16 protein-coding genes are annotated in these 18,323 nt (G+C 65.0%); 9 read left to right on the top strand and 7 right to left on the bottom strand.

Annotation, left to right across the window (positions count from 1 at the left end; all coding sequences use genetic code 11):
* Nucleotides 1-141: 141 nt before the first annotated feature.
* Nucleotides 142-1,158, bottom strand: a complete 1,017-nt coding sequence (locus ABIE56_RS22030) for a zinc-binding alcohol dehydrogenase family protein (protein ID WP_429245956.1) — start codon at nucleotides 1,156-1,158, stop codon at nucleotides 142-144.
* Between the two features lie 22 nt (nucleotides 1,159-1,180).
* Nucleotides 1,181-2,368 carry an MFS transporter gene (locus tag ABIE56_RS22025; protein WP_429245955.1) on the bottom strand — a complete coding sequence of 396 codons (1,188 nt, stop codon included), beginning with the start codon at nucleotides 2,366-2,368 and terminating at the stop codon, nucleotides 1,181-1,183.
* 118 nt (nucleotides 2,369-2,486) lie between these two features.
* On the opposite strand from ABIE56_RS22025, the gene cls reads away from it, so the two are divergent.
* On the top strand, nucleotides 2,487-3,908 hold the full coding sequence (gene cls, locus ABIE56_RS22020; RefSeq protein WP_429245954.1) for a cardiolipin synthase: 1,422 nt from the start codon (nucleotides 2,487-2,489) through the stop codon (nucleotides 3,906-3,908).
* Nucleotides 3,909-4,071: 163 nt separating this feature from the next.
* The gene (locus ABIE56_RS22015; RefSeq protein ID WP_429245953.1) at nucleotides 4,072-4,836 is read left to right on the top strand and encodes a prolyl oligopeptidase family serine peptidase; all 765 of its coding nucleotides are present in this window, start codon (nucleotides 4,072-4,074) and stop codon (nucleotides 4,834-4,836) included.
* A 2-nt stretch (nucleotides 4,837-4,838) separates the two neighbouring features.
* On the opposite strand, the gene ABIE56_RS22010 is transcribed toward ABIE56_RS22015, so the two are convergent.
* From ABIE56_RS22010 to ABIE56_RS21990, 5 genes are all read right to left on the bottom strand, one after another.
* Complete coding sequence (locus ABIE56_RS22010; RefSeq protein WP_429245952.1) at nucleotides 4,839-5,231, bottom strand: hypothetical protein; 393 nt, start codon at nucleotides 5,229-5,231, stop codon at nucleotides 4,839-4,841.
* 30 nt (nucleotides 5,232-5,261) lie between these two features.
* On the bottom strand, nucleotides 5,262-6,488 hold the full coding sequence (locus ABIE56_RS22005) for an MFS transporter (protein WP_429245951.1): 1,227 nt from the start codon (nucleotides 6,486-6,488) through the stop codon (nucleotides 5,262-5,264).
* A 159-nt stretch (nucleotides 6,489-6,647) separates the two neighbouring features.
* The gene (locus tag ABIE56_RS22000; RefSeq protein WP_429245950.1) at nucleotides 6,648-7,664 is read right to left on the bottom strand and encodes a Gfo/Idh/MocA family oxidoreductase; all 1,017 of its coding nucleotides are present in this window, start codon (nucleotides 7,662-7,664) and stop codon (nucleotides 6,648-6,650) included.
* 13 nt (nucleotides 7,665-7,677) lie between these two features.
* Entirely contained in the window at nucleotides 7,678-8,670 is a 993-nt protein-coding gene (iolG, locus tag ABIE56_RS21995; RefSeq protein WP_429245949.1) for an inositol 2-dehydrogenase, read from the bottom strand.
* Nucleotides 8,663-9,529 carry a MurR/RpiR family transcriptional regulator gene (locus ABIE56_RS21990; protein ID WP_429245948.1) on the bottom strand — a complete coding sequence of 289 codons (867 nt, stop codon included), beginning with the start codon at nucleotides 9,527-9,529 and terminating at the stop codon, nucleotides 8,663-8,665. Before ABIE56_RS21990 ends, iolG begins: the two co-directional genes overlap by 8 nt.
* A gap of 204 nt (nucleotides 9,530-9,733) precedes the next feature.
* On the opposite strand from ABIE56_RS21990, the gene ABIE56_RS21985 reads away from it, so the two are divergent.
* Genes ABIE56_RS21985 through iolB form a run of 7 tightly spaced genes read left to right on the top strand, consistent with a single transcriptional unit; the run spans nucleotide 9,734 to nucleotide 18,322 of the window.
* The gene (locus ABIE56_RS21985; protein ID WP_429245947.1) at nucleotides 9,734-10,777 is read left to right on the top strand and encodes a sugar ABC transporter substrate-binding protein; all 1,044 of its coding nucleotides are present in this window, start codon (nucleotides 9,734-9,736) and stop codon (nucleotides 10,775-10,777) included.
* Nucleotides 10,778-10,793: 16 nt separating this feature from the next.
* Complete coding sequence (locus ABIE56_RS21980) at nucleotides 10,794-11,954, top strand: ABC transporter permease (protein ID WP_429245946.1); 1,161 nt, start codon at nucleotides 10,794-10,796, stop codon at nucleotides 11,952-11,954.
* An 11-nt stretch (nucleotides 11,955-11,965) separates the two neighbouring features.
* On the top strand, nucleotides 11,966-12,754 hold the full coding sequence (locus tag ABIE56_RS21975) for an ATP-binding cassette domain-containing protein (RefSeq protein WP_429245945.1): 789 nt from the start codon (nucleotides 11,966-11,968) through the stop codon (nucleotides 12,752-12,754).
* 15 nt (nucleotides 12,755-12,769) lie between these two features.
* Complete coding sequence (locus ABIE56_RS21970) at nucleotides 12,770-14,743, top strand: bifunctional 5-dehydro-2-deoxygluconokinase/5-dehydro-2-deoxyphosphogluconate aldolase (RefSeq protein ID WP_429245944.1); 1,974 nt, start codon at nucleotides 12,770-12,772, stop codon at nucleotides 14,741-14,743.
* Nucleotides 14,740-16,623: a 3D-(3,5/4)-trihydroxycyclohexane-1,2-dione acylhydrolase (decyclizing) gene (gene iolD, locus ABIE56_RS21965; RefSeq protein WP_429245943.1), complete on the top strand. Its 1,884-nt coding sequence runs from the start codon at nucleotides 14,740-14,742 to the stop codon at nucleotides 16,621-16,623. Before ABIE56_RS21970 ends, iolD begins: the two co-directional genes overlap by 4 nt.
* Entirely contained in the window at nucleotides 16,620-17,528 is a 909-nt protein-coding gene (iolE, locus tag ABIE56_RS21960; RefSeq protein ID WP_429245942.1) for a myo-inosose-2 dehydratase, read from the top strand. The genes iolD and iolE overlap by 4 nt, the downstream gene beginning before the upstream one ends.
* Nucleotides 17,525-18,322 carry a 5-deoxy-glucuronate isomerase gene (gene iolB, locus ABIE56_RS21955; RefSeq protein WP_429245941.1) on the top strand — a complete coding sequence of 266 codons (798 nt, stop codon included), beginning with the start codon at nucleotides 17,525-17,527 and terminating at the stop codon, nucleotides 18,320-18,322. Before iolE ends, iolB begins: the two co-directional genes overlap by 4 nt.
* Nucleotide 18,323: the final 1 nt, after the last annotated feature.

The raw sequence follows: 18,323 nt of genomic DNA, 5'->3' as shown, positions 1-18,323 counted from the left end.
TGACACCCCCCGCTTTTCCTTTAATTCCTAACCCAACCATATAGCTTGTTTTTTGTGATTAAAAAAAACCCCCACCCGGGGGGGGGGGGGGGGGGGCGCCCCCCCCCCCGGCCCCCCCCCCCCCCCCCCCCCCCCCCGCTCCTACACGAAGCCGTCCAGGACCACCTTGCCGATGGTCGTTCCGCTCTCCAGCAACTGGTGGGCATGGCGTAGGTTCGCCGCGTCGATCTTGCCCAGGTTCTGGCGCAACGTGGTACGGATGACGCCTGCATCCACGAGGTTCGCGACCTCGTCGAGGATGTGCCCCTGCTCGCCCATGTCATCGGTGTGGAACGCCGAGCGGGTGAACATGGATTCCCAATGCAGTGCGATGCTCTTCACCTTGAGCAGGCGCACATCGATCGGCTCGGCCGGATCATCAATCAGCCCAATGGCGCCCTGTGGTTTCATGAGCTTCGGGAACGCGGCGAAGTGCTGCTCCGTCTTGGTCAGGCTTAGCACGTAGTCGACGCCATCCGGCGCGACGGCAAGGACTTCGGCGTCGAGTGGCCTGGAATGGTCCACCACGTGGTGCGCACCCATCGCCTTCACCCATTCCCGCGTTTCTCCGCGCGAGGCCGTACCAATCACGGTAAGGCCGGTGAGGCGCCGGGCCAATTGCACGGCCATCGAACCCACGCCACCCGCCGCGCCCACCACCAACAAGGTCGCAGGTTTACCCTGCGTGCCGTGCGGGATGCCCATGCGATCGAACATCAGCTCCCACGCCGTAATCGTGGTGAGTGGCAGCGCTGCCGCCTCCGCCATCTCCAGGGTGGAAGGCTTGCGGCCCACCAGCCGCTCATCTACGACGTGGAACTCGCTGTTGGCGCCCGCGCGGTTGCGATCGCCGGCGTACCACACGGCGTCGCCTACCTTGAAGCGGCGTACTTCCGGGCCGACCGCCGTCACCGTGCCTGCGACGTCCCAGCCGAGTACGTTATCGGCGCCGTTCGGATCGACCCGCTGGCGAACCTTGGTATCCACCGGGTTGACCGAGATCGCCTCGACCTTCACAAGCAGGTCGCGGCCTGTCGCCTCCGGCCTGGGCAGCTCGACATCGACAAGGCTTTGCGGGTCATCGATGGGCAACGCTTTGCGGTAGGCGACAGCTTTCATGGGCGCGGCTCCGGCAGGGGAATCAGACGCACTCGGTAGCGATACCCACGGGGCGGCGGCGCTCCAGTGCAACGCTGGCCATCGTAGCAACCAGGCCCGCCACCGTCACAGCCGCACCGGCCAGGCTTACCACCGGCATACCGTAGCCCGCCGCGATCACCGCACCACCCAGCCACGCACCACCGGCGTTACCGAGGTTGAAGGCGGCAATGTTGAGGGTGGAGGCCAGGTTCGGCGCATCGCCGGCCACGTGCACCACGCGGGACTGCAGCGGGGCGACGGTAGCGAACGACGCGATGCCCCACACAAACACCGTAACAATCGAGGCCACAGTGCTATGCATGGTCCAGGCAAAGGCGGCCATCAACAGCGCCAGCACCACCAGGATACCCATCAGCGAGGGCATCAGGCGCCAATCGGCAAGGCGGCCGCCCAGCATGTTGCCGATCGTGGTGCCCAGGCCGAACAGCACCAGCACGGCACCGGTCCAGTGTGGGCTCACGCCCGAAACGTCCTGCAGGATCGGTGCGATGTAAGTAAACACGGTGAACACGCCACCGAAGCCAAGTACCGTCATGCCAAGCGCGATAAGCACCTGCGGCTCACGCAGCACGCGCAGCTCCGTACCCATGTGCGGCGCCTTCAGGTTCGGCAGGGCCGGTACAAAGCGCGCGACAGCGGCCGCGGCGACAACGCCAAGCACCGTCACGGCCCAGAACGTGGAGCGCCAGCCAGCCCACTGGCCAAGGAACGTACCGAACGGGACACCGAGCACGTTGGCCAGGGTGAGGCCGGCGAACATCAGGGCGATAGCACGGGCGCGTTGGTTGGCCGGGACCAGGTGCGCGGCCACCACGGCGCCAATGCCGAAGAACGAGCCGTGACAGAAGGCGGCGACGACACGGGCCACCATCAGCACGTCATAGTTCCAGGCGACGGCGCACAAGGCATTGCCGATGATGAAGAAGCCCATGAGCAGAAGAAGCGCCCGTTTGCGCTCCAGCTTGGCGGTGAGGGCGGCCAGCAACGGTGCGCCCACGGCCACGCCCAGCGCGTAGCCGGATACCAGCATGCCCGCGGCAGGGATACCCACGTGCAGGTCGGCCGCGACCTCGGGCAGCAGGCCCATGATCACGAACTCGGTGGTGCCGATGGCAAAGGCTGCCACGGCAAGTGCCAGCAAGGGCAGACGGGAGGATGACGAACCCATAGGATAGGCTCCGAAGAAGGAGAGAATGCGTGCATTTTCCTGCCCTGCCCGCCCGGCAGAAACGCCCCGGCGCGACAAAGACTCTTGCCGCAAACTTGAATATCGGAGCGCCCAAGGCATGATCGCCACCCTTATCGCCATCGCGGCCCTGGCCCTGCATGCCGCCGGCGTGCTGGCGGCCATGCATGCGGTGATGAACACGCGCACCGCCCAAGGCGCCTTTGCCTGGGTGCTGGGGCTGGTCCTGGTGCCCTACGTCACCCTGGTGCCCTACCTGTTCCTGGGCGCCAGCCGGTTTGGCGGCTATGTGGATCTGCACCGCCAGCGCCAGGCTCGTTTCTTCATGCTGCACGCCGAGGCCGAACATGCGGCCCGCCCCGGCGTAGCGCCACTCCCTCAGCCGGTGCACGATCCGCGCTACAGCGCGATCGGCCACATGCTGAAGACTCCCATGCACGCCGGCAACAACCTGTCGCTGCATATCGACGGCGAAGCGGCGTTCGAGGCGATGTTCGCTGCCATGGCGCGCGCCGAACACTACGTGCTTGTGCAGTTTTTCATCATTCATGACGATGGCCTAGGCGGACGCCTGCGCGACGCGTTGCTGGCCTGCGCCGCGCGCGGGGTACAGGTATGCCTGCTGTACGACAGCATTGGCAGCCACGCCCTGCCAGATTCATACGTGGAAACCCTGCGCAAGGGCGGCGTGGATGTGCGCCGCTTCGCCACGCGCCGCTTCCGCAACCGCTTCCAGCTGAATTTCCGCAACCACCGCAAGGTGGTGGTCGTGGATGGCGAGCGCGGCTTCGTCGGTGGCCTTAACGCGGGCGATGAGTACCTCGGCCTGAAGCCGCCGCTCGCGCCCTGGCGCGATACGCACATGCAGATCGAAGGGCCCGCGGTCGCTGACCTTCAACGCGTCTTCGGAGAAGACTGGTACTGGGTATCCGGCGAGCGGCCTCCCTCCATGCCCCCGCCGGAACGTTGCGGGCGCGCAAACACCATGATCGTGGCCACGGGCCCCGCCGATCGGCAGGAAAGCTGTTCACTGTTCTTCACCCAGGCCATCCACGCCGCGAAGAAACGCGTATGGATCACCAGTCCGTACTTCGTGCCGGACCAGGCCGTGTTCGGCGCGTTACGCCTGGCGGTCTTCCGTGGCGTCGATGTGCGCATCCTCATTCCATCCCGCCCGGACCACCGCACGGTGTTCGCCGCCTCGACCCTGTATGCCCATGAAGCCACCGTGGCCGGCATTCGCATGTTCCGCTACCTGCCCGGCTTCATCCACCAGAAGGTCATGCTGATCGATAGCGATACGGCCGTGGTGGGCAGCATGAACCTGGATAACCGCAGCTTCCGCCTGAACTTCGAGATCTCGGCGTTGAATGTGGATGCGGGGTTCGCCACGGAGGTGGAGACCATGCTGAAGGATGACTTCGCCCAGGCTGATGAAGTGAACCCGAACGATTACCGGCGCTTGCCGTATCTGCGGCGGGTGGCGCTGCACGTGGCGCGGCTGTTCGATCCGGTGCTGTAAAGCCCTTGCTGTAACGGCATTACTGCGCTCCACTGCCGATCTACGGGCACCACCCTGCGTGCCCCGCGCCCTGTAGGAGCGCGCTTGCGCGCGATCGAATCTCGCCGCGAGCACCCATCGCGCGCAAGCGCGCTCCTACAACAGTCCTGGGAGATCCTGTCGCATGCTCCGTACCCTCGCCTTCCTTACCGCCGCCGTCGTCGGCACCGCTTCGGCCGCGCCGGCACAGTTCGCCGAACGCTCGGTGGACGTGCACGGCAAGACCTACCGCTACCAGGTGTTCATCCCCGCCGACGTAAAGAAACAGCCGGCCGTCGTGCTGTTCCTGCATGGCAGCGGCGAGCGCGGCAGCGACAACCAGAAGCAGATGTCCCAGGGCCTGCCGCCGTGGCTGAAGGAACACATGGATTTCCCCGCCGTGGTCGTGATCCCGCAAGCACCGGATGACACCGAGTGGACGGATAAAGCAGACGCCGACATGGCGATGGCCGCGCTCGAAAAGAGCGTCAAGGAGTTCGATGGTGACCGCAAGCGCCTTTACGTCACCGGCCTTTCCATGGGCGGCTACGGTTCATGGCAGCTCGCCGTCGATCACCCTGATACCTTTGCCGCGGCGACGATCATCTGCGGCGGCATCACCCCGCTACCCGATCCGGAAGGCCGCCAGCTATTCGTGCACGGTGTGCCCAAGGGCCAGGATCCGTATACCTGGGTGGCGCAGAAGATCGGCAAGACGCCGGTCTGGATCTTCCACGGCGGCGACGACAACGTGGTGCCGACCGAACAATCGCGGAAGATGAATGCGGCACTGACCCAGCGCGGCGCCGAGGTGAAGTACACCGAGTTCCCGGGCGTGAACCACGGTTCGTGGATGAAGGCTTACGCCACCCCGGACCTGTGGGACTGGATGTTCGCGCACACGCGTTAAAGTTATGGGTTGCGAATGTGGTGGATGAGGTCTTTAAGGCCACCTGAAAACGCGGCCCAACCAACGCTCGCACCCACCAGGGCGCCGAGCATCTCGAACAACACCCGCAGCCCCATCGAGTCCGGGTCGTGTACCGCGGCCAGCTTCACCCGCAGCAGCTGCGGCGACTGGATGGGCACGAAGTTGAAGTAGAACGAGTTCCAGATGTCCTCGCCGCCGGCGAGGAAGAAGGCGAGCAGCACCGCCACGGTGAGCTCCATGCCGGTACTCCAGCCATTGGCCTTGCCGAGCAGATGGACCAGCAGGTAAATGACGATGCCGGCCAGCAGCGCAATGCCGCCTACTTCCAGGGCACCTTCCATGCCGTAACCCATCCAGCTGCGATCAAAGGGCATGGTGCCGACTCGTGAGGGATCAGGCGGGCATTATGCCCGCGCGTCGGCGGTTTCGGTGCGCGGCGGGCGGCCATGGCGCATATACAGCGCGAAGGAGAGGAACACCGCCGCCAGCGAAGCACCGCTGGCCAGCAGGAAAATGGCGGGGTAATCGTAAAGTCCCGCGATCCAGCCACCCACCGGGCCGGTGAGGCCAAGCGCCACGTCCAGAAACACGGAGTACGCGCCCAGCGCCGCGCCACGGTTGTGGTTGCTCACGCGGCTGACCGCTTCCACACCCAGCGCGGGGAACACCAGGGCGAAGCCCGAGCCGGTGAGCGCAGCGCCCGCCAGCGACGCGTGCGGTGTCGTGCCGAACCACAGCAACAGCAGCCCCAGGCACTCCACCGCCAGCGAGACGATCGCTACGCGGTAGCCGCCGAACTTATCGATGGCATTGCCGAAAATCAGGCGAATACCGATGAAGCAGCCGCCAAACAGCGAAAGCGATAGCGCGGCGTCCTGCCAGCCACGGCTGGCGTAATACAGCGCCACGAACGTAGACAGGGAACCGAAGCCGATGGAGCCAAGGGCGAGGCCAATACCGTAGGCCGAAACCCGCGAGAGCACGCTCTTGAACGGCAGGCGCTCACCATGGCTGGGCACCACCCGGGCTTTCATCATGGCGAACGGCAGCGCCACGGCACCGAGCAGGAAACCCACGACGCCAAGCGACAGGAACCCGAAGTGATGCGACAACGCCACGCCCAGCGGCGCGCCGAGGGCGATACCGCCGTAGGTCGCAATGCCGTTCCAGGAGATCACCCGGGCGGTGTGCTCACCACCGATACCGCCGATGCCCCAGGTGATGGCGCCGGTACTCACCCAGCTTTCGGCGAAGCCCAGGCCCAGGCGGCTCATGAGGATCAGCGCCAGCGAAAGCACCGGCATGCGGGGCGCGAGTGCACCCAGTGCCAGGAACAATCCGGAAAGGGCCAGCACGATCAGGCCCGCCACGACGGTGCGCTTCGGGCCCATCGCATCCGCCATGCGCCCCGCGTGGGGTCGGCTCAGCAGGGTCGCAAGATACTGCGCACTGACCGCCAGGCCGGCGAGGACGGTGGAGTAGCCGAGGTCGTTATGCACATAGCCCGGCAGCACCGCCAACGGGATACCGATGCTGAGGCAGCAAAGGAACGAGAAGACGACCGCGGAAAGAATCCGCGCGGTGACGGCATAACGCCGTCCGCGGTGGGGAACGAGGGATGGGAGCGACATGGCGGCCTCATTATAGGGGCTAATGCTGCGCTGCGGCATCGCACCGCATGAAGCCTTTTTCATCCGGAAGGACGCGGGCCCTGTAGGAGCGCGCTTGCGCGCGATGGGTGCTTGCGACGGGCTCGACTCGCGCGCAAGCGCGCTCCTACACGAGCCGGTTTAGTCCAGCAGGACCGGTTGGCCAGATTGCTGCGATTCGCGCAGGGCGATGGCAATCCGAGTGGCCTCTACCGCATCGTCCATGGTCAGGTCGAACGGGGTGTCATCGAGTACCGCATCCACGAAGTGCCTGGCCTGGGTCACGAAGGCCGGGGCGAAGCGCTCGTAGAACGATGGCAGCACGGTGTTGCGCACCCCGGCGGCATCGGCGATCTCCACGCGATCGGCGCGTGGGTTGCGGCCGATGCTCACCTTGCCGGCCGTACCGGTCACGTCGGTTTGCGTGTCGTGCCCATGTGCCTGCGTGCGCGAGGCGTAGAACATCGCCATCTGTCCACCTTCGAACTCGACAATGGCAATGCCGTTGTCCACGTCCTTGATGTCCTCCAGCGGGGGATACATCGCGACGGTGCCGGTGGCGTAGACCTTCTTCGCCTTCGGCCGGCCCAGCAGCCAGCGCGCCAGATCCACGTCGTGCACGCTGCAATCGAGGAAGATGCCTCCGCTGGTCGGGGCGAATTTCAGGAAGGCCCCAGTGGGATCGGCCAGGTCCGTCGTTTGCGAGTACACGAGGAAGGGGCGACCGATACCGCCCGCCTCGATGTGCATGAACGCGTGGCGGTAGCTCTCGTCGAAGCGGCGCACGAAACCGACCATCGCACGCTTCGGTGCGTTCGCCGCGTGCGCGGCCGCGCGACGGCAATCCTCCAGTTCCAGCGAAAGCGGCTTCTCACAGAAGACGTGCTTGCCGGCATCCAGCGCCTGTTCGATCTGTGTGGCGTGCAGTGATGTGGGCGTCACCAGCACCACCGCATCGATGCCCGGGTCGGCAAGCATCTGCTCGTACGTTTCGTGGATCGTGGGCACACCCAGCGTATCGCGCGCCCAGGCGCGCTCACTTTCCACCGGGCTGCACACCGCCACCAGTTCCGCCCGGGGCACTGCCCGGGCGAGGTTTTCGGCGTAGCGCTGGCCGAGCCGGCCCAGGCCGGCCAGGCCGATACGAAGCTTGGTCATGGCGTGGCCTCCTTTAGATAGTCACGGCCACGGCCTGGCCCTCGCGCCACGAACGCGCGGCAGCTTCGGCCAGTTCCAGCGCCTTGATGCCATCGGCGATCGTCGTACGCACCGGCGTACCCGCCGCCAACGCATCGAAGAAATGCGCGATCTCCGCCGCATAAGCCTCGCGGTAGCGTTCGAGGAAGAAATGCTCAGGCAGATCGTGCGCAATGTTCTTCGCGGTATGCGACACCACCTGCGTAGGCGTCACGTTGCCGGCCTGGAGCATGCCCTTGCTACCCAGTACTTCAAAACGCTGGTCGTAGCCGTAGGCCGCGCGACGCGACGTGTTGATCTGGCAAAGCTTGCCGCTTTTCGTACGGATCGTGACGGCCGTCGTATCGATATCGCCCGCACCTTCGATCGCCGGATCGGTCAGGCAGCTGCCCGCCGCGTGGACGCTGACGGCTTCTTCGCCGAGGATCCAGCGGAAGATATCGAAGTCATGGATCAACATGTCCTTGAACACGCCGCCCGAGCTCTTGATGTAGTTCACCGGCGGTGCGCCAGGATCGCGGCTGGTCACGATCAACACTTCCGGCGTACCCACCTCGCCATCATCCAGCCGCTTCTTCAGCGACGAGAACGTGGGATCGAAGCGGCGCTGGAACGCGATCATGCAGACCACGCCGGCCTCTTCGACCGCGGCCTGGCACGAGCGAGCGCGCTCGACATCCAGATCCACCGGCTTCTCGCAGAAGATCGCCTTGCCGGCGGCCGCGGCACGGTGGATCAGGTCGGCATGCGTATCGGTGCTGGAACCGATCACGACTGCGCCCACGGCGGGATCATTCAGCGCTTCCTCGACACTGGCGACCTTCGCGCCATGTTTCTCCGCCAGCTCCTTTGCCGACGGTTCGTGCACATCCACCACATAGCGCAGGCGCGCCTCCGGGTGGCGGGCGACATTGCCCGCGTGAATCTTGCCGATGCGACCGGCACCAAAGATCGCGACTTCAATCATCGTATTCTCCTCGGGGAAGCGTTTCTTCGACGGTTAGTTCGAGCTTGTAGGCGAGCGCGACAAACAGCGCCTGGCACAGGCACATGGTGCTGGTGAGGCCGCGGAAGGCGAACGCACTGCCCTCCTTCACCTTCAGCAGCACATCGGAGTGCCGGGCCAGCGGGCCCAGGTCGCTTTCGGTAATGGCCAGCACCTTCGCGTGGTGTTGCTGCGCGACGCGCATGGCGTAAAGGGTTTCCTTGCCGAACGGCGGGAAGCTGATGGCGATGAGCGCATCGCCCTTGCCCATGCTGCGCAGCTGCTCGCGGAACATGCCGCCCAGCCCGCTCACCAGGTGCACGCGCTTCTGCGTGTGCTGCAGGGCGTAGGCGATGTACGTGGCGATGGCGAAGGAACGGCGCACGCCCATCACGTAGATGTTCTCGGCGGCCGCCAGGGTATCCACCGCTTTCTGGAAGCGCGTTTCATCGATCTCCGCCGCCAGCTCATCCAGGCCCATGCGGCTGGCATCGATGAATCGCGAGGCGATCTCCACCGCGGGCATGGCGCTCGAACGGTTCTCGATGACCGTGCGGATGCGCTGCTGGTAGCTGCGCGACGGCGAGGCCTGCGCGGTGAACGCGTCGCGGAACACGGCCTGCATCTCGCTGAAGCCGGAATAGCCGAAGCGCTGGGCAAAACGGACCACCGCCGATGCATGCACGCCCGCGCCCTCGGCAATCTCACCGACGCGCTGGACCATGATCGAACTGCGATGTTCCTCAAGGTAACGAGCCACCCCCTGCAACTGGCGCGGCAGGGACTCGAATTCCTCGGCGATGCGGTTCATCAGGGCATCGGCTTCGCTGCGTTTGGCCATCGTTGGCTCCGGGAAGGGTCCGGCGGCATTGAAGCACCCATGGAATAGATTTTCCATTTATTTCGATGTTGCAATGCAAGTTGCAACCGTGGAACTGGCGGTCCATGCTCGGTCCGCTTTCGGCAAAACAGCGGCCGCAAGGCCGTTATCGCTTCGTTAGTCACCCATCCCGGCCGGGGGATCCCGGTCACAAGTGGAGGCAATATGCGATTCAAACCGTTCCACGCCACGCTGGCAGCCGCCCTCGCCCTTGGCCTCGGGCTTGCCGCCCCCGCCTCCCAGGCGGCCCCCGGCGACCGCTACGTCCTTGTCACCCATGCCGCCGACTCCGATTCCTGGTGGAACACCATCAAGAACTCGATCAAGCAGGCAGGCGAAGACTTTGGCGTCGCTGTCGATTACCGCGGCTCGGGCAATGGCGACCTGGCCGAAATGGCCCGCCAGCTCGAATCCGCCGCTGCCCGCAACTACAAGGGCGTGGCGTTCGATATCGCCAACTACGACCAGTTGAAAGATCCTGCGGCCAAGGTCGCGGCCAAGGGCATCCCCATCGTGACGATCAACTCCGGCACCCCGGAGGAGAGCAAGAAGATCGGCGCGATCATGCACGTAGGCCAGGGTGAGTACGATGCGGGCAAAGCCGCGGGCGATCGCGCCAAGGCGGCCGGTATCAAGAGCTTCGTGTGCGTGAACCACTACGCCACGAACAACGCCTCGTTCGAGCGTTGCCAGGGCTTTGCCGATGCGATCGGAGTGAAGGACTGGCGCTCCACCTCCATGATCGATACCGGCATGGACCCCACGGTGGTCTCCTCCAAGCTCACCGCTTACCTGCGCGCCCACCCGAAGACCCAGGCCATCCTGGCCCTGGGTCCGAATGCCGCCGAACCGGCTATCAAGGTCGTCGAGGACCTGCACCTGAAGGGCGCCATCAACTTCGGCACGTTCGATCTGTCGCCCGCGATTATTGCCGGCATCAAGTCCGGCACCATCCAGTACGCCATCGACCAGCAGCCCTACCTGCAAGGCTACATGGGCATCGCCGCGCTGGTGATCGCGCATGACAAGAACACCAAGGATCCGGCCACGATCATTGCGGCGCTCAAGGCCAACCCGAAGTTCCAGGCGCGCCTTAAGGAATACGACCTCAAGCCCATCTACACGGCCAACGGCGTGAGCTCGGGCCCGGCCTTCGTCACGAAGGAAAACGTCGCCACTGTCGAGAAGTACGCCGGCCAGTACCGCTGACCGACGGGAGAACCCCATGAGCGCCATCAACGAGAGCGTTACCAACATGATCCAGCGTCAGCGCGAGAATGCGCAGGAAGCACCGAAACCCACGGATGAACGCGTGCGGAAGATCTCCCCGTGGCGCGTACTGCTCGATCGGCCCGAACTGGGCTCAATCGCCGGCACCATTCTGGTCTTTGTGTTCTTCGCCATTACCGCAGGTGATTCGGGCATGTTTGCGCTCGATGGCGTCATCAACTGGGCGAAGGTGGCGGCGTACCTGGGCATTTTGGCCGTGGGCGCCTGCCTGCTGATGATCGCCGGCGAGTTCGATCTTTCCATCGGTTCCATGATCGGATTCGCCGGTGTGGTCGTCGCCATCCCGCCCATGTACATGGGTTGGCCCCTGTGGGCCTCCGTGATCGCCGCGTTCGGGGTGTGCATGGCGTTGGGCTGGCTCAACGGCTACCTGGTCATGCGCACCAAGCTGCCATCGTTCATCGTCACCCTGGCCTTCATGTTCGTGCTCCGCGGCCTGACGCTGGTGCTTTCCACCACGTTCGCCAACAGCACCATCGTGAGCGGCGTGGGCAGCAAGTTCGACGAATCACCGGTGGTCTCGGCCCTGTTCTCCGGCACCACGCTGCACGGTGTATTCACGTTCCTCGCCTCGCACGGGATCATCGAATCGTTCCCGAATGGCGAGCCGGTCGTCGGCGGCATCCCGAAGGTGCTGCTGTGGTGGATTGCCCTGGCCGTGGTCGCGGGCTTCGTCCTGGCCCGCACCCGCTTCGGCAACTGGATCTACACCGTGGGTGGCGATGCCAACGCGGCGAAGAACGTGGGCGTGCCGGTGCGCCGGGTGAAGATCTCGCTGTTCGTCCTCACCGCGTTCTGCGCCTGCCTGTTCGGCGTGCTCCAGGTAGCCGAGTTCGGCTCCGCCGCATCCGATCGCGGCCTGCAGAAGGAGTTCGAGGCGATCATCGCCGTGGTGATCGGCGGCACCCTGCTTACCGGTGGCTTCGGGTCGGTCATTGGTGCCTGCTTCGGCGCGATCATCTTTGGCGTGGTGCAGATCGGCATCTCCTATACCAACATCGATTCGGATTGGTACCGCGTGTTCCTAGGCGGCATGCTGCTGATCGCGGTGCTGTTCAACCACTACATCCGCAGCCGTGCTGCGAGCACGAAGTGAGGACCCAGGCCATGGCTAGCGATTACATCCTTGAGCTGGACAACGTCAGCAAGTTCTTCGGCACGGTGATCGCCCTGCAGGGCGTCACGCTCAGGCTGAAGCGTGGCGAGGTCCACTGCCTGCTTGGCGATAACGGCGCCGGCAAATCCACGCTGATCAAGACCCTGGCTGGTGTGCACCAGCCCAGCCAGGGTGAGTACCGCGTGGATGGCGAAGCGGTGAAATTCGGCTCGCCGCGCGAAGCGCTGGACCGCGGCATCGCCACGGTTTACCAGGATCTCGCGCTCGTGCCCCTGATGAGCGTAGCCCGCAACTTCTTTGCCGGGCGCGAGCCGCGCCGCCGCATGTTCGGCGTCATCAATGTGCTGGATATGCGCTACGCGAACGAAACGGCGCGCGAGAAGCTGGCCGAGATGGGCATCCACGTACGCGATGCCAGCCAGCCGGTGGGCACCATGTCCGGTGGCGAGCGGCAATGCCTTGCTATCGCCCGCGCCATTCACTTCGGCGCGAAGGTGCTGATCCTGGATGAGCCGACCGCGGCGCTTGGCGTAAAACAGAGCTGCAACGTGCTCAAGCTAATCCACAAGGCGCGCGAGCGCGGCATCTCGGTGATCTTCATCACCCATAACGTGCACCACGCCTATCCCATCGCGGATAGCTTCACGCTGCTCAACCGCGGCCAGTCGATGGGCACGTTTGCCAAGAGCGATATCACGAAGGAGGAGGTGCTCGACATGATGGCTGGCGGCACCGAGATCCAGAGCCTGGTCGATGAACTGGAAGGCCGTGCGGCCTGAAGAACGAACATACCTATGCGCAGTCCCCTCCCCCGTTCCAACTCCCGCCCCATCGACGTGGCCTGCCTTGGCCGGCTTGCGGTGGATCTCTACGCCCAGCAGATCGGCGCCCGCCTGGAAGACGTGACCAGCTTCGCCAAGTACCTTGGCGGCTCCTCGGCCAATGTCGCGTTCGGCACCGCACGCCTTGGCCTGCATTCGGCCATGCTTTCGCGCGTGGGCGACGACCAGATGGGCACGTTCCTGCTCGAGACGCTGGCGAAAGAAGGCTGTGACATCAGCCAGGTAAAGGTCGATACCGACCGGCTCACCGCCCTGGCCATTCTGGGCATCAAGGACAGCACCAGCTTCCCGCTGCTGTTCTACCGCGAGAACTGCGCGGACATGGCACTGCAGCCGGAAGATATCGACGAGGCCTTTATCGGCCGCTGCCGCGCCCTGGCGATTACCGGTACGCACCTGTCGCAGCCCGGCGTCCTTGCGGCAAGCCAGCGTGCGCTGGAACTCGCCCGCAAGCACGACGTGCGCACGGTGCTCGATATCGACTACCGCCCCGTACTGTGGGGCCTGACCGGCCGCGGCAATGGCGAACAGCGCTTCGTCGCTGCCGACCATGTCACGAAGCACCTGCAGGCCATCCTGCCCTCCTTCGACCTGATCGTGGGTACGGAAGAAGAGTTCCACATCGCGGGCGGAAGCGAGGACCTCATGGCCGCGCTGCATGCCGTGCGCGGCGTGACTGACGCGACGCTGGTGGTGAAACGTGGCCCGCTGGGTTGCTCGATTGTCGACGGGCCGATCCCGGCACACATCGATGACGCGCCTACCTATCGCGGTGCGCGCGTCGAAGTCTTGAATGTGCTCGGCGCGGGCGATGCGTTCCTTTCCGGCTTTCTCACCGGCTGGCTGAGTGGCGAATCGATCGAACGCGCCTGTGCCTGGGCCAACGCGTGCGGCGCTATCGTGGTATCGCGGCACGCTTGCGCGCCAGCCATGCCCGGGCGTGCAGAGCTTGATGCGTTCCTGTCCCGCGAAGGCGGTATCCCGCGGCCCGACCTGGATGCGGAGCTCTCGCACCTGCACCGCACCGCCGTGCCGCGCAAGGCATGGAACGAGCTGTATGTGTTCGCCTTCGATCACCGCACGCCGTTCTTTGAGCTCGCACGCGAAGCCGGTGCCGACGAATCGCGGATTCCCAGGCTGAAGACGCTGCTCGTGGAAGCCGTGGCGGCTACCGAGCGCGCCAACCAGCTGCAAGGTCACGTTGGCCTGCTGCTCGATGACCGTTACGGCCAGGATGCGCTTAACGCCGCTACGGGCCGCGGCTGGTGGATCGGCCGCCCGGTGGAAGTACCCGGCTCCAACCCGCTGGAATTCGAACGTGGCCGTTCCATCGGCAGCCAGCTGGTCAGCTGGCCCCGCGAGCACGTGATCAAGTGCCTCGTGCAGTTCGATCCGGATGCGGATCCCCTGCACCGCGTGGAGCAGGAAACCCAGCTGCTCGCCCTCTACGATGCCGCGCGCCTCAGCGGCCATGAACTCCTGCTGGAGGTCATTCCCCCCGGCTGCACCAGCCCGGCCCAGCGCGATGAGCGCGTCCTCCGCTCGCTCAAGCGTATCTACAACCTGGGCATTCGCCCCGACTGGTGGAAGCTGTGCCCGCCAGGCCGTGATGCCTGGGCTGCCATCGATGCGCTGATCGAAGAGCGCGATCCGCTCTGCCGCGGCGTGCTGCTGCTTGGCCTTAACGCACCGGCGGAATCCCTCGCCGCCGGCTTTGCGGATGCGGCCAGCAGCAGCACGTGCCGTGGTTTCGCCGTGGGCCGCACGCTGTTCAGCGAGCCCGCCAAGGCGTGGCTGGCGGGACGGATTGATGATGCGGCGCTGATCGATCAGGCGAAATCCGCATTCGAGGCCATGATTCGCGCGTGGCAGCAAGGTGTCCGCCGCGCTCCCGTTCGCCCCGTCACGGAAGGCGCTGCCGCATGAGCGAGACGATCCGGCTAACCACCGCGCAGGCGCTGGTCCGCTACCTGCAGGCACTTTACGCACGCGATGCGGATTCGGAGGAAGCCGAACCGCTGTTCGGCGGCGTCTTCGCCATCTTCGGCCACGGCAACGTGGCGGGCCTGGGTGAAGCACTGTACGAAGCGCGCGATACGTTCCCCACGTTCCGCGCGCACAACGAGCAGGCCATGGCACATGCCGCCATCGCGTATGCAAAAGCGAACATGCGCCGCAGCATGATGGCGGTGACCACCTCGATCGGCCCCGGTGCGACGAACCTGGTGACTGCCGCCGCCCTGGCCCATGTGAACCGCCTGCCCGTGTTGCTTCTGCCCGGCGATATCTTCGTATCGCGCGCGCCAGACCCCGTGCTGCAACAGCTGGAGGACTTCAGCGACGGCACGGTATCGGTCAACGATTGCTTCCGCCCCGTCTCGCGCTACTTCGATCGGATCGTGCGACCGGAACAATTGCTTACGGCGCTCCCCCGGGCGGTGCGGGCGCTAACGGATCCGGCGTTGTGCGGCCCGGTGACGCTTGCACTGCCGCAGGATGTGCAGGCCGAGGCCTATGACTTCCCGCTGTCGTTCTTCGAACCCCGCGAAATCGTGTTCCGTGCGCCGCAGCCCACCGATGACGAACTGATGGTGGCTCTCGATGCGATTGAAGCCTCGGAGCGCCCCGTGATCATCGCTGGCGGCGGCGCGCTCTACGCGAAGGCCACGCCCGAACTGCTGGCGTTCGCCGACAAGCACGGCGTGCCCGTGTGCGAGACGCAGGCGGGCAAGGGCGCCATGCCCTGGAATCACCCGTTGCAACTGGGGCCTGCGGGCGTCTGCGGCTCCACCGCGGCGAATGCGCTGCTGCGCGAGGCAGACCTCATCATCGCCGTCGGCACGCGCCTGCAGGACTTCACGACCGGCTCCAACGCGCTGTTCCGGCACATCCCCATCCTGTCGGTCAACGTCAACAGCTTCGATGCGCTAAAAGGCAATGGCCTCGAAGTGATCGGCGACGCGGCGCAGGTGCTCGACGACCTGAGCTTCGGCCTGGAAGAGTGGGCCGCGCCGGAAGGCTGGACCACGCGCGCCCGCGACGCCGCCATGGCATGGGTCGACATCGTGTCCCGTATCACCGGCCAGCGCAGCCCGCCATCCGGCCGCCTGCCCTATGACGGTGAGGTCATCGGTGCCGTTCAGCGCTCCTCCACCAGCTCGGCGCGCAGCGACATCGTGGTCTGCGCCGCCGGCACCCTGCCTGCGGAGCTGGAAAAGCTGTGGCGCACCGAGACCGCCGGTGGCTACCACATGGAGTACGGCTACTCCTGCATGGGTTACGAGATCGCCGGCGGCCTGGGCGTGAAGATGGCCCAGCCCGACCGCGAGGTGATCGTCATGGTCGGCGATGGCAGTTACCTCATGATGAACTCCGAGATCGCCACCTCGGTGATGCTCGATGCGAAGCTCATCATCGTGCTGCTCGATAACCGCGGCTACGGCTGCATTAACCGCCTTCAACAGGCAACGGGCAGCGCACCGTTCAACAACATGTTCGACGACTGCGTGCAGGGGAGCCATGGCGCGCCCCGCATTGATTTCGCCGCGCATGCACGCGCCCTGGGTGCCATCGCCGAGCACGTGGCCGATATCGCGGGGCTGGAAGCCGCGATGGAACGCGCCCGTGCCGCTGATCGTACCTATCTCATCAGCATCGATACGGACCACACACGCACCACCGATGAAGGCGGCGTATGGTGGGATGTGGCGGTGCCGGAAGTCTCCACGCGGGAAGCCGTGCGCGATGCGCGCGCCGGCTATGAAACCGCCATCGTGGGCCGCAAGGCCGGGAACACGCCAGCATGAAGAACGATCCCATCCGCATCGGCATCAACCCGATCTCGTGGAGCAACGACGACCTGCCCTCCCTGGGCGGTGAGACGCCTTTGTCTACCGCGCTCAGCGAGGGCAAAGCCATCGGCTACGAAGGCTTCGAGCTCGGCAACAAGTTTCCGAAAGATCCTGCGGAACTGCGCAACCTCATGGCGGGCTACGGCCTGGACGTGGTCAGCGGCTGGTACTCGGGCCGCGCAGCGGCGCGCCCCGCCAGCGAGGAGATCGTTGCCGTAGGCAAGCATCTTCGCCTGCTGGCCGAGAACGGCTGCAAGGTCATGGTTTATGGCGAAGTCGCCGATGCCATCCAGGGCGAGCCGCAGCCACTCTACAAGCGCCCCCGCTTCCGCACACCCGACGAGTGGAAGCGCTACGGCGATAACCTCACGGAGTTCGCAAAGTTCACGCTCTCGCACGGCGTGCGCCTTGCCTACCACCACCATATGGGTGCCTATGTGGAATCCCCGGATGACGTGGATCACCTCATGGCGAACACCGGTGATGAAGTAGGCCTGCTGTTCGATAGCGGCCATACCTACTTCGGCGGCGGTGACCCCGTAGCCGTGTTGGAAAAGCACATCGACCGGATCTGCCACGTCCATTGCAAGGATGTGCGGCCAGGCGTGGTCCGGCTGGCGCGCAACCGGCATTGGACGTTCCTCGAATCGGTGCTCAACGGCGCATTCACCGTGCCAGGCGATGGCGTGATCGATTTCGCTGGCATCATCGCGCGGCTCAAGGCTCACGACTACAAGGGCTGGCTGGTGGTCGAGGCGGAACAGGATCCCTCGGTGGCGCCGAGCTACGCGTACGCAGAGAAAGGCTACCAGACGCTGCGCTCGCTGCTCGACCGCCAGCCGGTGAAGGAGGTCGCATGAGCCTTCTTGTGAAGGCTTCCGCCCAGGGCGAAGCCATCGTCAAGGTCACACCCGAGTCTGCCCACTGGAAACACGTAGGCTTCGAAGCTCGCCGGCTGAACGCTGGCGAGACCACCACCATTACGCTGCCGGCAGATCGCGAGGGATGCCTGGTCGTACTCACCGGCAGCGTGGATATCAGCGTTGCCGGACAGGCCTGGCAAGGCCTTGGTGGCCGCGCCAGCGTGTTTGACGAGCGCTCGCCTCACGCGGTGTATGCCCCACCCTCTTCGACATACACGGTCACGGCGCGAGACGATGCAGAACTCGCGCTAGCGTCGGCACCGGCGACCGGCCGCTTCGACGCGCGACTGATTGAACCGGCAACCATGAAACGATCGGTTCGCGGCACGGGTGCGAACACACGCTACGTCTGCGACATCCTCCCGCAGACCGAGCCCGCCGAGTCCCTGCTCGTCGTCGAAGTACTCACGCCAGCCGGTCATTCCTCCAGCTACCCGCCGCACAAGCACGACACCGATAACCTCCCGGAAGAAAGCGTGCTTGAGGAAACCTACTACCACCGCATCGACCCGCCGCAAGGATTTGCGTTTCAACGGGTGTATACCGATGAACGCGATATCGATGAATCGATGGCCGTGGGCGACCACGATGTGGTGATGGTGCCGCGTGGCTACCACCCTGTCGTCATGCCGCACGGCTACCGCGGTTATTACCTGAATGTCATGGCGGGCCCACGCCGCGAGTGGCACTTCCGCAACGATCCCGCCCACGAATGGATGATCGCGCGCTGAG

Origin of the sequence: Luteibacter sp. 621 (genome assembly GCF_050435445.1) — a bacterium.
In the GTDB taxonomy this organism is placed as follows: domain Bacteria; phylum Pseudomonadota; class Gammaproteobacteria; order Xanthomonadales; family Rhodanobacteraceae; genus Luteibacter.
Note: the sequence above shows the minus strand (reverse complement) of the source record. Positions and strands in the feature narration are given on the sequence as shown.

What these genes read in the sequence shown, in the direction of transcription:
- ABIE56_RS22000 (WP_429245950.1), bottom strand. Translation starts at nt 7,664, where the DNA reads ATGACCAAGCTTCGTATCGGCCTGGCCGGCCTGGGCCGGCTCGGCCAG.
- iolE (WP_429245942.1), top strand. Translation starts at nt 16,620, where the DNA reads ATGAAGAACGATCCCATCCGCATCGGCATCAACCCGATCTCGTGGAGC.
- cls (WP_429245954.1), top strand. Translation starts at nt 2,487, where the DNA reads ATGATCGCCACCCTTATCGCCATCGCGGCCCTGGCCCTGCATGCCGCC.
- ABIE56_RS21975 (WP_429245945.1), top strand. Translation starts at nt 11,966, where the DNA reads ATGGCTAGCGATTACATCCTTGAGCTGGACAACGTCAGCAAGTTCTTC.
- ABIE56_RS22015 (WP_429245953.1), top strand. Translation starts at nt 4,072, where the DNA reads ATGCTCCGTACCCTCGCCTTCCTTACCGCCGCCGTCGTCGGCACCGCT.
- iolG (WP_429245949.1), bottom strand. Translation starts at nt 8,670, where the DNA reads ATGATTGAAGTCGCGATCTTTGGTGCCGGTCGCATCGGCAAGATTCAC.
- ABIE56_RS21985 (WP_429245947.1), top strand. Translation starts at nt 9,734, where the DNA reads ATGCGATTCAAACCGTTCCACGCCACGCTGGCAGCCGCCCTCGCCCTT.
- ABIE56_RS21980 (WP_429245946.1), top strand. Translation starts at nt 10,794, where the DNA reads ATGAGCGCCATCAACGAGAGCGTTACCAACATGATCCAGCGTCAGCGC.
- ABIE56_RS21970 (WP_429245944.1), top strand. Translation starts at nt 12,770, where the DNA reads ATGCGCAGTCCCCTCCCCCGTTCCAACTCCCGCCCCATCGACGTGGCC.
- ABIE56_RS21990 (WP_429245948.1), bottom strand. Translation starts at nt 9,529, where the DNA reads ATGGCCAAACGCAGCGAAGCCGATGCCCTGATGAACCGCATCGCCGAG.
- ABIE56_RS22025 (WP_429245955.1), bottom strand. Translation starts at nt 2,368, where the DNA reads ATGGGTTCGTCATCCTCCCGTCTGCCCTTGCTGGCACTTGCCGTGGCA.
- iolB (WP_429245941.1), top strand. Translation starts at nt 17,525, where the DNA reads ATGAGCCTTCTTGTGAAGGCTTCCGCCCAGGGCGAAGCCATCGTCAAG.
- ABIE56_RS22030 (WP_429245956.1), bottom strand. Translation starts at nt 1,158, where the DNA reads ATGAAAGCTGTCGCCTACCGCAAAGCGTTGCCCATCGATGACCCGCAA.
- iolD (WP_429245943.1), top strand. Translation starts at nt 14,740, where the DNA reads ATGAGCGAGACGATCCGGCTAACCACCGCGCAGGCGCTGGTCCGCTAC.
- ABIE56_RS22010 (WP_429245952.1), bottom strand. Translation starts at nt 5,231, where the DNA reads ATGCCCTTTGATCGCAGCTGGATGGGTTACGGCATGGAAGGTGCCCTG.
- ABIE56_RS22005 (WP_429245951.1), bottom strand. Translation starts at nt 6,488, where the DNA reads ATGTCGCTCCCATCCCTCGTTCCCCACCGCGGACGGCGTTATGCCGTC.